Origin of the sequence: Clostridium kluyveri (assembly GCF_001902295.1) — a bacterium.
Classification (GTDB): Bacteria; Bacillota; Clostridia; order Clostridiales; family Clostridiaceae; genus Clostridium_B; species Clostridium_B kluyveri_B.
On the sequence record NZ_CP018335.1, the window covers coordinates 504,688 to 518,141 of the forward strand.

10 protein-coding genes are annotated in these 13,454 nt (G+C 32.0%); 6 read left to right on the forward strand and 4 right to left on the reverse strand.

Features of this window, described 5'->3' with window-relative positions:
• Positions 1–196: 196 nt before the first annotated feature.
• Both BS101_RS02815 and BS101_RS02820 read left to right on the forward strand, forming a co-directional pair.
• Positions 197–1,048, forward strand: coding sequence for an Mrp/NBP35 family ATP-binding protein (locus BS101_RS02815; RefSeq protein ID WP_073541059.1), 852 nt, complete (start codon positions 197–199; stop codon positions 1,046–1,048).
• A 317-nt stretch (positions 1,049–1,365) separates the two neighbouring features.
• Positions 1,366–1,674, forward strand: a complete 309-nt coding sequence (locus BS101_RS02820) for a 2Fe-2S ferredoxin (RefSeq protein ID WP_073537436.1) — start codon at positions 1,366–1,368, stop codon at positions 1,672–1,674.
• A 202-nt stretch (positions 1,675–1,876) separates the two neighbouring features.
• Here the strand turns inward: BS101_RS02820 and BS101_RS02825 are convergent, their stop codons facing one another.
• Positions 1,877–4,057 carry a methyl-accepting chemotaxis protein gene (locus BS101_RS02825; protein ID WP_083585635.1) on the reverse strand — a complete coding sequence of 727 codons (2,181 nt, stop codon included), beginning with the start codon at positions 4,055–4,057 and terminating at the stop codon, positions 1,877–1,879.
• 887 nt (positions 4,058–4,944) lie between these two features.
• Here BS101_RS02825 and BS101_RS02830 point away from each other — a divergent pair.
• Complete coding sequence (locus BS101_RS02830) at positions 4,945–6,174, forward strand: ammonium transporter (RefSeq protein ID WP_073537437.1); 1,230 nt, start codon at positions 4,945–4,947, stop codon at positions 6,172–6,174.
• Between the two features lie 111 nt (positions 6,175–6,285).
• Positions 6,286–6,651: a P-II family nitrogen regulator gene (locus BS101_RS02835; protein ID WP_011989000.1), complete on the forward strand. Its 366-nt coding sequence runs from the start codon at positions 6,286–6,288 to the stop codon at positions 6,649–6,651.
• A gap of 55 nt (positions 6,652–6,706) precedes the next feature.
• Here BS101_RS02835 and BS101_RS02840 read toward each other — a convergent pair whose 3' ends face one another.
• Together BS101_RS02840 and BS101_RS02845 are read right to left on the reverse strand one after the other, a co-directional pair.
• On the reverse strand, positions 6,707–9,181 hold the full coding sequence (locus BS101_RS02840; RefSeq protein WP_073537438.1) for a DsrE/DsrF/DrsH-like family protein: 2,475 nt from the start codon (positions 9,179–9,181) through the stop codon (positions 6,707–6,709).
• 40 nt (positions 9,182–9,221) lie between these two features.
• Positions 9,222–9,500: an ArsR/SmtB family transcription factor gene (locus BS101_RS02845; RefSeq protein ID WP_073537439.1), complete on the reverse strand. Its 279-nt coding sequence runs from the start codon at positions 9,498–9,500 to the stop codon at positions 9,222–9,224.
• 193 nt (positions 9,501–9,693) lie between these two features.
• On the opposite strand from BS101_RS02845, the gene BS101_RS02850 reads away from it, so the two are divergent.
• Positions 9,694–10,821, forward strand: a complete 1,128-nt coding sequence (locus BS101_RS02850; RefSeq protein ID WP_073537440.1) for a THUMP domain-containing class I SAM-dependent RNA methyltransferase — start codon at positions 9,694–9,696, stop codon at positions 10,819–10,821.
• A 26-nt stretch (positions 10,822–10,847) separates the two neighbouring features.
• Here BS101_RS02850 and BS101_RS02855 read toward each other — a convergent pair whose 3' ends face one another.
• Complete coding sequence (locus BS101_RS02855) at positions 10,848–12,293, reverse strand: DEAD/DEAH box helicase (RefSeq protein WP_073537441.1); 1,446 nt, start codon at positions 12,291–12,293, stop codon at positions 10,848–10,850.
• 159 nt (positions 12,294–12,452) lie between these two features.
• Here BS101_RS02855 and BS101_RS02860 point away from each other — a divergent pair, with 159 nt between their 5' ends.
• On the forward strand, positions 12,453–13,415 hold the full coding sequence (locus tag BS101_RS02860; protein ID WP_073537442.1) for a hydroxyacid dehydrogenase: 963 nt from the start codon (positions 12,453–12,455) through the stop codon (positions 13,413–13,415).
• Positions 13,416–13,454: the final 39 nt, after the last annotated feature.

Consider the following 13,454-nt stretch of genomic DNA (forward strand, 5'->3'; position numbering starts at 1 on the left):
TTGATGGCCAAATAACTAGTAAGTATTTTATATATTTACTGGTTATTTAATTTATCCGAAGGCTACCATTGCTAACACCTCCTTTTTGAAATTATACTATATTTAAGTTTTATAATTTAATATATGTTTGACAATAATAATAAATAGGAGTAATATAAAAATGGCAAATGCCAATATAGATGCAGGAGATGATTTTATGTCAGATTGTAATTCATGTCCATCAAATGATGGATGCAGTAAGGATAAGGAAAGTTGTGATATTGATATTGATTTTAATCCTTATAATAAGGTAAAAAGGATTATTGGCATTATGAGTGGTAAGGGAGGTGTTGGAAAATCATCAATTTCTGTACTTGTAGCTAAGCAATTAAAGAAGATGGGATATAGTGTAGGAATTTTAGATGCAGATATAACAGGCCCGAGTGTTCCTAATTTAATGGGTCTAAAAGGTAAAAGAGCTGAGACTACAGAGGAATTTATAGTACCTGTAGACACAAAAGATGCAATAAAGGCTATATCATTAAATCTGCTTTTAGAAGATGAAAGTCAGCCAGTTATATGGAGAGGACCGGTAATAGGTGGTGCAGTTAAACAATTATGGACGGATGTAATATGGGGAGAGCTGGATTATTTAATAATCGATATGCCTCCTGGAACAGGAGATGTTGCTCTTACTGTAATGCAATCCATGCCTATAGACGGCATAGTTATGATATCGGTACCACAGGATTTAGTATCCATGATAGTTTCAAAAGCTGTGAATATGGCAAAAACCATGAATATTAACATACTGGGGGTTATTGAAAACATGAGTTATATAACCTGTCCAGATTGTGGCAAACAGATAAAGCTTTTTAATGGTGAAAGCACAGATAAATTTTTAAAGGATATGGATTTGAGACTTTTGGGAGAACTTCCTATGTTAAGTAGTATAAGCAGCTTATCGGAACAGGGAGATGAAAGTATAAGTGAAAGTCTTGAAAAGATTTTTAAGCCTATTGTTGAAAATATAATCAATAGTTTAGAGGACATACCTTCAAAGGAATAATCTATAAAAATATATCCTAAAGAAGGTATTATAAGAATAAATGTATATAATTACATAATGACTTAAGGAAAGTTACAGTGTTTAATTTAAAAATATAATTTATGAGCGGGACAGGCTGCTGATCCTGCTTTTTAGTTACAGAAAATCGGAAGGTTTCTTATTATATTGATTATTATATTTTATATTAATTGATATTGTATTATAATATATACCTTATAATTGATAAATTATTATTTTGCATATTGAATATTGAGAGGCAGTATGATATATTACTATAAACAAACATTATCAAATATATTAGTAGGGGGATATTCATTATGGTTAATCCTAAATATCATATTTTTGTCTGTACAAGTTCTAGAGTTAATGGAAAACAACAAGGTTTTTGTTTTTCTAAAGAATCTGTAGATATAGTCAGTGAATTTATGGAAGAGGTGGAGAGCAGAGACTTAAGTGGAGAAGTTATGGTTACAAATACTGGATGTTTCGGTATATGTAATAGGGGACCAATAGTGGTGGTATATCCAGAAGGAATATGGTATGGAGGAGTCACTGTAGAAGATGTAGAAGAGATAATGGACAAACATATTGAAGAGGGAGAAGTAGTAAAAAGACTTCAAATATAAAATAATACAAGATAGCTGTACATATATCACGGCTATCTTATTTTATCCAAACGCGGCAGCTAATACTTCCATCTTCTTCAAAGAAGAAAAGTACGGCTAATGCGGATGGATAAGTTTTTTAGGTTCAGATGGAGAAAAGCAGTTCTCTATAGCAAACTCCACCTGGATCTAAGAAAAAGTTGATATTGTGAATTAATGACAATCATATTTTGGTATTAAAATCTCCCACCATTTCCTGAAGATCTGTAGAAGAATATTCCAGATTATCTGTTACTTCTTTTAATCTTATAGTTTTACTTAAAATATCTTCTAACAAACTCAGGGATTCTTCACTGCTGCTTGCTCCTTTGGCAGTTCTTTTATTTATCTTCTCTGCAGAGGTGTTTATGTTTGTTACCATATTATTTATGTCAGTACTTTCTTTGTTGGTTATTTTAAGAATGGTTTCCATTTTTTCTGTTATATCTGTTATATTATTTACAATATACTTAAAAGAATCTATACTATTTTTTACGCTGTGTGAAGAATTTTTAACTTTGAAATTTATATCATTAATATCCTGAAAAGTATTAGTAGTCTCATTTTGAATATTAGAAACTATCAACCCTATGGATTGAGTAGCTTCCTCTGTTTCAATGGCCAATTTTGATATTTCCTCTGCTACAACTCCAAACCCTTTACCTAATTCCCCTGCCCGTGCAGCTTCTATAGTTGCGTTTAATGCTAGAAGCTGAGTTTGCTGGCTTATACTGCTGATACTTGTAACTACCTTGGTTATGGAATCAGAGTGATTTTGAAGCACATGAATTCTATCTAAAGTTACTTTCATGGTTTCTTCCAGTTCATTTATTGAATTCAGTACATCATTTGAAAAATCATTTGCTTTAACAGCATGTTCACTGGTGTTAACTATCTTATTTGCAGCTTGATGAATAAGAGAAGTCATTTCCTGTATTGAAGCTGAAAGACTATTAAAATGTTCTTTAGTATTTTGAAATATATTATTTTGATTTTTTGATATACCTACCAGGCCATCCACAGTTTTAGCTACAGTATTCATGCTCTCTTTTATGTTATTGGTCAAATTTGAAACTACTTTTACAGAATTTTTTGAGGTTTTTGACGAAATATCAACTCTTTTTATCATAGTCATCTGATTATTGATAAATTTGTTAAACCACCTGGAAAGTTCACCTAGTTCGTCATAAGAAAGCTTGTCCACTCGTTTGGTTAAATCCCCCTCTCCTTCAGCTAATTGATGGAGTATATCTACAGTCTTATTTAAGGGTGTCACAACTAGCTTTTGTGAAGATATGTAGCTTACCACAGTTATCAAAAGCCAGGTTATAACTGAGCTTATGATACCTATAGTCGTATTTGTATTATAAGCTATGGTATTTATTAATATAGCAGTGGCTGTACTAATTGATATTATAATAGGTAACTTTAAATTTAAGCTTTTAAAGTTGTAAATTTCGGCTATATCACCTTCACACATCATTCCCCATATTTCATCACTATGAGGAGGAGTTATTAAAGTGCCTTTACCTCCTACCATTATGTGTCTATAATCAGGGTATCCAGGCCAGCAGTCTAAGTTTTCCTCGTTTTTGATAGTATTCATCACGCCGGGATGTAAGTCACCTGTTTCAGGATCTGTGAATCGTATTTCAAATTCTGTATGGTTTTTAATCTTGACAATTCCCCATTTTAAAGTTCTGATTCCATCTTTTAAATTGTCACCCATAGTAAAAGTATTGTCTTCAAATCTGCTTCTAGATATGGCAGTTCCGGGAAGTATATCTCTATTTGTTTTTACCATGAATAAATAGTTATCTCCAGAATCTTTATATACATGGGTATCTTCGTCTTGAATTACATTGCTCATATCATCATTTAGAACCCTGCCAATAAGTATTTTCTTGTATTCACAGCAATCTGTGTAAGGTATAGAAAATAATAAGGTTACTTGATCTGCGAATTTCTTCTTGGATAAATCAATATCTAAAGTGTTTTTGTCTTCATAAGGTCCATACATGAATTCTTCTCCTTTTATTCCTTTTTCATAATTAGGAAGATAACTCATATTAAGTCCTATGTGTTTGCTGCAGGTGGATTCAATAACTGTTCCAGTATCATTTAATATGAAAAATTCACAAAAATCCTTGTATTGGTTTAATTCTTCATTTAGTTCTTCAAGTAATTTTTTATCATCTTCTTGAAAACATCGTATAATGTTACAGGTATTTTCAAGCTGCATCCATTTATCTTTAAACCAATTTTCTAAAGTTTTTTTTCTGCCCTTTGAAATACCTTCAAATACCTTTTCAGATTGTCTTTTAATTCTTCTGTTTAATAAATACATAATTTTTAATTTCATCATAGATTTTGACCTCTTTCTGATAAATTGTTATAAGGTAAGATTTTTATTGTATTCACTGGTAATCTTCTAATAAAAAGTATAATGTTTTAATGGTTTTTATTACTTTATGTTACAATAATATCTCGAAGTTATTAATATTCTACATAATTTATGAAAATCCTTTAAAAAATTAAAAAAAGTATACTAAAATGAGACAAATACCTTGTTAATCTTAACAATATATAAAATTATATAAAATATTTTTATCAAATTTTAAATTATATTAAATTCAATAAAAATATACTTTCATAAAATATAAGTATATTTATTATAGTTATAATAAATATACTTAAAGATAATGATAAAGTCATAATATAAATCGCAGAAAATTGATACTTTAATATATATGTATGCTAAATAGTGAATATATTATTGCATTGTAAAAAAATGTATAATTATGTTTTTAACTATATTATTTCAAATAAAATCAATATATAAAAAGTAAAATGGCTATTCATATATGAAAATATGACATATATTGCTATGAAAATGATTTTATTGGGGTAATTTTGAGGAAATTATATTTGAATTTATTGTTCATCCATTAATTTCCTTATAAAATATGAACACAAAAATTCAAAATTATAAAATTATATTTTTATTTCATCATTTGAAGCATTATATAACAGTTGTGATGTACTCCCTTAAATTTCTATATATGCATCAAAATTTGCAATTATTAATATAAATATACATAAAATAATAAATTAATAAAATTTCAATATTTCTATTGATAATTTGCATAAAAGTTAGTATTATATAAATAAGTTTTTTAAAAGATGACAGAAAGAATATACTTAAAAAAACTTATAATTTTTTTATTAATTTATTTTTAAGGAGGTATTTTTATGAGTGGAGTGAATGCAGCAGATACTGTATTTGTCATTATCAGTGCAGCTTTAGTAATGATAATGACTCCGGGACTAGCTTTATTTTATGGAGGAATGGTTAGAGGCAAGAATACATTAAATAGTACTCTTCATAGTTATTCAGCTCTAGCAGTAATATCCATACAGTGGATACTTATAGGTTATACACTGTGCTTTGGAAATAATATTGGCGGATTTATAGGTGGTTTTAATTTTGCAGGTTTAAAAGGAGTGGGATTTGCACCTAATGCAGATTATGCAGCTACAATTCCACAACAAGTATTTATGATGTTTCAGCTCATGTTTGCAATAATAACTCCTGCACTTATATCTGGATCTATCGCAGAGAGAATGAAATTTATGCACTGGCTTGCGTTTCTTTTGCTTTGGACAACTTTTGTTTATGATCCTATTGCTCATTGGGTATGGGGAACAGGCGGCTGGCTTAAGAACCTTGGAGCTTTAGACTTTGCAGGTGGTAATGTAGTTCATATAAGTTCAGGTGTATCAGGACTTGTAGCAGCATTAATGCTGGGCAAAAGAAGGAATGTAGGTAAACCTAGCAATCTTCCTTTAACTTGTCTTGGAGCTGCACTTCTTTGGTTTGGCTGGTATGGATTTAATGCGGGAAGTGGTCTTGGTGTAAATAGTGTAGCAGTAAATGCTTTTGTTACTACAAATACCTCCGCAGCAGCTTCAGCTGTAAGTTGGGCTATTTGTGAATATATATATAGAAAGAAAGTGACTTCTCTTGGAGTTGCCAGCGGATTAGTTGCAGGCCTTGTAGCTATAACTCCAGGTGCGGGATTTGTAAGTCCTTTGGCTTCATTGATTATTGGTCTAATAGGAGGAGCTATATGTTATACTTCAATTACTTTTATTAAATCTAAACTAGGATATGATGATGCACTAGATGCCTTTGGATGCCACGGCGTAGGAGGAATATGGGGAGGAATTGCTACTGGAATATTTGCATGGACAGCGATAAATTCAGCTGGATCAAATGGATTGATACATGGAAATCCAAAGCTGGTTGGAATACAGCTCATAGCTATTTTAGCCACAGTTATATATGCAGCGGTAGTTACATTTATTATAATTAAAGTAATTAATGTAGTAAGCAGTATGAGGGCAACTGAAAAAGACGAACAGACAGGCCTTGATGTTACAGAACATGGTGAAGAGGCTTATGGAGGAATAGGAGTTTAATATGGGCCCTATCTGCATATTTATTGATGAATAGAATAATATAAATTTGTATAGGATATTTTTACGTGATTTCAGGATATTGAAATATGTGTTTAATAAGGAGGTAAAATAATGAGTGATAAGCTTACTAAAGTAGATATTATTACTTCTAAAGGCAGATTTGAGGAATTAAAAAAAGCACTGGATGATATCGGCATCACAGGCATGACTGTTACCAATGTTTCAGGCTGCGGCATGCAGAAAGGTCATAAGGAATACTATCGAGGCTTGGCTATGGATATTAATCTTATACCTAAAGTAAAAGTAGAGGTAGTTGTTTGCGAAGTACCAGTAGATCTTGTGGTTGAAACTGCTAAAAAAGTACTTCATACTGGGGAAATAGGTGATGGAAAGATATTTGTATATAACGTGGAAAATGTTATACGTATAAGTACCGGTGATGAAGGCAGGGCGGCTCTGCAGTATAAAAAATCTTAGAACTTAAAAAATTCAAGTATTGAATTCTAAATTCAATACTTGAATTTTTTAAGTTCTAAATAAACAAATTTACATTTGAATCTTCTGCTTCACCTAAATAGTAGCCTACTCCACCTAGTTTAACTCCCTCAATGAGTTCTTCCTTTTTAAGTCCCATGACGTCCATGGACATTTGACAGGCTACTATTTCAATACCGCTGTCTATGGCAGATTTGATTAAATCTTCCAGGGAACTTATATTTTTATCTTTCATAACTTTTCTCATCATTTTTGTACCCATTCCTAACATATTCATATTGGACAATTTCAATTTTTTGCTTCCACGAGGCATCATCTTTCCAAACATAGAATCCATAAATTGTTTTTTTACAGGCACTTTTTCAGGTTTTCTTAATATATTTAGTCCCCAGAAGGTAAAAAACATTGTAACTTTTTTACCCATTGAAGCAGCTCCATTGGCGATTATAAAAGAGGCCAGTGCCTTATCTAGGTCACCGCTGAATACCACAATAGTTTTATTATCATTATATGATATTTTATAGGCGTTGGTATTTTTCGAATTTAGTTTATCGTTTTTTTTTATAAAAGCCGTTACATTGCAATTATTTTTGCTCAAACTAATAAGGTCATTATCAGTTCTCCTGCACCATGCTTTAATATCTTCATAAAAACCTGGATCAGAAGCAGTTACTTTAAGAATTTCTCCCTGTTCTAAATCATCAATAGAGGATTTTGTCTGCATAAGAGGTCCCGGGCAGGAAAGACCGCAGGCATTTACACTTTTGTTATAAGAAGGTTCCTCTAAATCAAACTTTAAACTTATAGTTTGATTATTGGAATTTGATTTTTTACCTGTGAAAACCTTAGTATTATCAAATTTTTTAGGCTTAAAATTTAATAATTTATAACTTTTATATCCCCCTGCTAGAATCTTAACTTTGTATCCATGTTGAGAAAGTATTCTAGCTGCGGTATAACTTCTTAAACCCACCTTACAATAGGCTATGATTTCTTTATTTTTATCTAGTTCTTCCAGTCTGTTTCTTAGTTCATCTAAAGGAATATTTAAGGCACCTTCAATATGCTGGTTTTCAAATTCTATTTTTGCATGTACATCTAAAATAAGGGTATTTTCTTTGTTATAATTTAAAAATTCTTCTGGAGTTATAACTTCTACTTTCCCGGATAAAATATTTCCTGCCACAAAGCCTGCCATATTCACAGGATCTTTTGCGGATGAAAATGGAGGGGCATAACTTAGTTCAAGTTTGGTCAAATCCTTTACTGTACCCCCAAGGCGAATGACTGCGGCAATAATGTCAATTCTTTTATCCACACCATCATAACCTGTACTTTGTGCACCTAAAATTTTACCTTCCTGATTAAAGATGAGTTTTAAAGATAATGGAAGTGCATCAGGGTAATAGGATGCGTGGGATGTTGGGTGAACATATATAACTTTATATGGAATGTTAAATTTCTTTAAAGTTCTTTCATTATTTCCTGTACTTGCCCCAGTTAAACTGAATACTTTAATTATTGCAGTACCTTGGGTTCCATCGTAGGTAGAATCTACTCCACATATATTGTCTGCTGCTATTCTTCCCTGCTTATTGGCAGGACCTGCCAGTGCAATTGCAGTATTATTACCATTTATGAAATCTACTACTTCTATGGCATCTCCCACAGCATAAATATTTTTAATATTTGTCTGCATTTTATTGTTGACTAATATATGTCCTTTAATTCCCAGGGTTATTCCACTGTCTTTTATAAAATTTGTATTAGGTACTACACCTATGGCAAGTATAACTAAATTGGTAGTAACCTTTGTATTGCTGCCAAGGGTTATTTCCACATTTCCTTCATTGTCTTTAAAGGATTTAACTCCGTCATTTAAAATTATATTTACGCTATTGTCCTCCAGCTCTTTTTCAAGAGCAGTTACCATATCTGAATCAAAAGGTGCTAAAATATGGGGTGCAGCTTCAATTAAAGTTACATCAAGACCTCTTTCTTTTAAATTTTCTGCCATTTCAATTCCAATAAAACCGCCGCCTATAATGGCTGCACTTTGAATATTTTCCCTGTCTACCAGGGATTTTATGTTATCTGTATCTGGTATATTTCTCAGGGTCAAAATCCTTTTACTGGTTATCCCTTCAATATTTGGTCTGATGGCTTTTCCGCCAGGGGATAATACCAGGTAATCATAACTTTCTTCATAGGTTCCAAGGTCTTTGCTTTTTACCTTTACTGTGTTTTTATTAACATCTATATCGATGATTTCACTATTGATTCTGGCATCTATATTAAACTTACCTTTCATACCTTCCGGGGTTTCAACCAGCAGTCTTTCTCTATCTTTAATAGTATTTCCTATGTAGTAGGGAAGACCGCAATTTGCAAAGGATATATATTCATCCATTTCAAACATGATTATTTCTGCATTTTCATCTAGTCTTCTGAGTCTTGTAGCTGTGGAAGCTCCTCCTGCTACTCCACCTACAATCAATATTTTTTTTCTCATGAAAATTCCTCCCTCTATAATCTTAGTGTTTAGTTATAAGTTATTTAAACAAAGCATTAACTAAGTCAATAACTAGTTCATTGCAGACTTTATAATTAATTTCTACCCCATTTCTCATACCTTTTATAATTCCAGCAGCTTTTAATTTCTGAAGATGCTGGGATAGTGTAGATTGAGGTATATTCAGGCACTGCTGCATATGAGTTACATTGCAGCTTCCTGTTTCAAGTAATCCCTTAATTACACATAATCTAATAGGATGAGCCATCACTTTAAGGATTTCTGATACTTCCGTGTATTTCATATAATTACTGTCCATAACGTACCTCTTTTCCATGGAATTTATTTATCGTTATATTTATATATTACAATATAAAGATGTAACAGTCAATAACTTAATTTAAAAATAATTTGTTGGATGTTTTAAAAAATGTTAATATATTTATACTATATTTTATAATTTAATTGTATTATAGGTATCAAGTAAAGCTGAATGGTTTAAGGAGAAAAATATGGAATATACATTGATTGCCACCTCCACTTTTGGATTGGAAGCTGTGGTGGCTGGAGAACTTAAAGAACTTGGATATGATAATTTGAAACTTGAAAATGGAAAGGTTACTTTTCGTGGAGATGAAATGGATATAGTTACTTGTAATTTATGGCTTAGGACGGCAGATAGAGTACTTATAAAAATGGCAGAATTCACGGCAGAAAGTTTCGAGGAACTTTTTCAAGGCACACTTTCTGTAGATTGGGGAAATATTATGCCTGAAGATGCATTTATGCATGTAACGGGCAAATCCATAAAATCTAAATTACATAGTGTGCCAGATTGTCAATCCATAGTTAAAAAAGCTGTGGTTGAAGCTATGAAAAGAAAATATCACATGGAAAGATTTCATGAAACTGGAGTGGAATATAAAATAGAAGTGGGTATACTTAAAGATAGAGTAACTTTGACTTTAGATACTTCAGGGGAAGCACTTCATAAAAGGGGATATAGAGAAAATTCTGGGGGAGCACCTATAAAGGAAACACTGGCTGCGGCCTTGGTTCTTTTAAGCAAATGGAAATCTTCACAAATACTTGCAGATCCCATGTGCGGTTCCGGCACTATTGCCATTGAGGCTGCATTAATAGCGAAAAATATGGCTCCGGGATTAAATAGAAGTTTTGTTTCGGAGAAATGGGATATAGTTCCTCATGGCTTGTGGCAAGATTTGAGGAAACACGCCCAAAATTCTATTAACAGTAATGATTTTAGAATTCTTGCTTCCGATATAGATGGAAGAGTGGTTAAAACTGCCAGAGCCAATGCAAGAAAAGCAGGAGTGGAGGAGTATATTGCTTTTCAAAAAATGCCCCTGCAAAAGTTTAGTTCTAGTAAGAAGTATGGGTTTATAATAAGCAATCCCCCCTATGGAGAAAGACTTGGAGAAAAAAAAGAAGTGGAAAATTTATATAAAGATATGGGAGAGGCATTTTCAAGGCTTGAAAAGTGGTCTTACTTTATAATAACAGCCCATACTGAATTTGAAAAATACTTTGGTAGAAAATCTCATAAAAATAGAAAACTTTATAATGGAAGATTAAAATGCTATTATTACCAGTATTTTGCAGAAAGAGATGAAAGTTAAAAATCAGGTAGTACACCTGATTTTTTCTACTTTTGTGCTTTTTCAGCTCGTATTGTTTTACCTTTTATGGTCTTATGTTGAAGTCCTTCAAGAACTATATCAGCTTTCCCAAAAAGTATATCTACGTAGGAAAAATTATCCTTTACATCTATTATTCCAATATCTTCAGGATTTACCCCAGGAATACTTGAAATGGTACCTGCCACATCACCAGGTCGTATTTTTTTCTTTTTACCTGCACTTATATATATTTTTGTAATATCTTTGTTTAACTTTGTTGATTTGTCTTCTTTTCGTTTAGGCGTAGATTTAAGTTTTTCATAAAATAGCTTTTTTCCTGTTTCAATTTCTTCTAAAGAGGGAATCCTGCCTTCTTTAATAGTAATATGAAAATGTTCTTCTATTTTTTCCAAATAGGGATATTCTTTAGGAGTAACAAAAGTTATGGCAGTTCCATTACTTGTAAAACGTCCTGTCCGTCCTATTCTGTGAATATAGTTTTCTCTTTCTACAGGTATATCATAATTTATTATATGGGTTATATTTTCCACATCGATTCCTCTGGCGGCTATATCTGTACATATAAGAAAAGTAAATTCCCCTCTTTTAAAGCTTTCGATTTTATTGATTCTTTCATTTTGAAGCATTCCGCCATGAAGGGCCCCGCAGGAATATTTTTTAGCTTTCATTTGTAGAACTAAATCATCTACGTTCTTCTTAGTTCTGCAAAATATCATGGAACTGTCTGGCCTCTCAGTATATATTATTTTATTCAATAGAGAAAATTTATAAGGTGCTTCTATCTTGTAGTATATTTGTGTTATTCTGTCTTTTACTGAGCTTTTACACTGAACCTCTATGTTGAGTGGATTTTCCATATACACATTACATAATTTTAGTATTTTCTCAGGAATAGTCGCAGAAAAGAGAAGAGTAGTTCTATTCTTAGGAAGACTGCCTATAACGGATTCCACCTGTTCCATAAATCCTCTACTTAGCATTTCATCTGCTTCATCTATAACTAAATACTTTATTTTTTCAAGGACTAAAGTATTTCTTTCTATATGATCCAAAATTCTTCCTGGGGTTCCAGTTACCACATGAACTCTCTGTTTTAGTTTTTCTATTTGAAGGCTTATAGGTTCCTTGCCGAATACAGCAGTACAGTTTATCTTTTTTAACCTTCCAATGTATGAAAAATCTTCTTTAATCTGAAGGGCTAGTTCTCTTGTAGGAGTAAGCACCAGTGCCTGTGGATTTTTCTCTTCTATTTCTATTTTTTCACAGATTGGTATTGCAAAAGCTGCGGTTTTTCCACTGCCTGTTTGTGATTTCACTATAATGTTTTTGTTTTTTAAAACTAGGGGTATAACCTTTCTTTGAACTTCAGAGGGAGAGTCATATCCAAGTTTTTCTAATGATTCTAATATAGTATTACTTAATTGAAAATCTTTAAAATTTAATTTATCCATAGTTTTACCTCATATGTTTTTAATAACACTATAATACTATTATGTACTGATAAAGTATAGTAATAGTTATTTTTTACATTAATATGGTTTGTGAAAGGTAGAATTGTAAATTAATTTAAGATAGAATAGAAAACAAAGATTGTGTAGGGAGGCTTCAATATGAATTACAAAATTTTAATTACAGAAAGTATAGAAGAGGAAGGGGTGGAATATCTAAAGAAATTCGGATATGAGATAAAAATGCCACGGGATACCTCCGAAGATGTTCTTATAGAGGAAGTTAAAGATTGTGATGCCATACTTGTTAGAATGGCAAATATTACAGAAAAGGTAATAAGGGCAGGAAAAAAATTAAAGGTTATCTCGAGGTTTGGCGTAGGTGTAAATAATGTAGACATTAAAACAGCATCGGAACTTTCCATACAAATTACCAATGCTCCAGAGTCAAATAAAAATACAGTAGCGGAGTATACCATGGGTCTTATTGTAGCCCTTGCTAAGAAGTTTTTTCTCTATGATAGAGAGCTAAGAAAGAGAAATTTCAATATAAGAGATATTCTAGGAATTGATCTTGAAGGAAAGGTACTTGGAATTGTGGGACTTGGAAGTATAGGAAAACTTTTGGCATTAAAGGCTTCAAAAGGTTTTGGTATGAAGGTTATAGGATTTAAACGTCATATTGATGAAGAGTCGAAGTCACTGGACTACGTTGAACTTACAGACAGCCTAGATTATTTGCTTGAAAATTCGGATTTTGTAAGTTTGAATGTTCCTCTTACTAAAGCTACTACAAGAATTATAGGAAAAAGGGAATTGTCTCTTATGAAAGAGGGTGCATTTCTTATAAATACGGCTCGTGGAGAAGTGGTAGATAATGATGCCCTTTGTAATGCTCTTTTAAATAAACAAATTGCAGGGGCAGCAACTGATGTATTTGATGGAGAGATACCTTCAAAGGATAATCCTATTTTTAAGATGGAAAATGTAATTGTAACTCCTCATAGTGCGGCTCATACCATAGAAGCCATGAAAAGAATGTCTGTTCATGCAGCTATTGGCATACATGAGGTTTTAAGTGGGAATAAGCCTTCCTGGCTTGTAAATATCAAAAATAATCTGTAATACGGAAAGGGAATGTACTTGGATTTTTGTGAATTAAAT

What these genes read in the sequence shown, in the direction of transcription:
- BS101_RS02815 (WP_073541059.1), top strand. Translation starts at nt 197, where the DNA reads ATGTCAGATTGTAATTCATGTCCATCAAATGATGGATGCAGTAAGGAT.
- BS101_RS02860 (WP_073537442.1), top strand. Translation starts at nt 12,453, where the DNA reads ATGAATTACAAAATTTTAATTACAGAAAGTATAGAAGAGGAAGGGGTG.
- BS101_RS02850 (WP_073537440.1), top strand. Translation starts at nt 9,694, where the DNA reads ATGGAATATACATTGATTGCCACCTCCACTTTTGGATTGGAAGCTGTG.
- BS101_RS02855 (WP_073537441.1), bottom strand. Translation starts at nt 12,293, where the DNA reads ATGGATAAATTAAATTTTAAAGATTTTCAATTAAGTAATACTATATTA.
- BS101_RS02845 (WP_073537439.1), bottom strand. Translation starts at nt 9,500, where the DNA reads ATGGACAGTAATTATATGAAATACACGGAAGTATCAGAAATCCTTAAA.
- BS101_RS02825 (WP_083585635.1), bottom strand. Translation starts at nt 4,057, where the DNA reads ATGATGAAATTAAAAATTATGTATTTATTAAACAGAAGAATTAAAAGA.
- BS101_RS02835 (WP_011989000.1), top strand. Translation starts at nt 6,286, where the DNA reads ATGAGTGATAAGCTTACTAAAGTAGATATTATTACTTCTAAAGGCAGA.
- BS101_RS02830 (WP_073537437.1), top strand. Translation starts at nt 4,945, where the DNA reads ATGAGTGGAGTGAATGCAGCAGATACTGTATTTGTCATTATCAGTGCA.
- BS101_RS02840 (WP_073537438.1), bottom strand. Translation starts at nt 9,181, where the DNA reads ATGAGAAAAAAAATATTGATTGTAGGTGGAGTAGCAGGAGGAGCTTCC.
- BS101_RS02820 (WP_073537436.1), top strand. Translation starts at nt 1,366, where the DNA reads ATGGTTAATCCTAAATATCATATTTTTGTCTGTACAAGTTCTAGAGTT.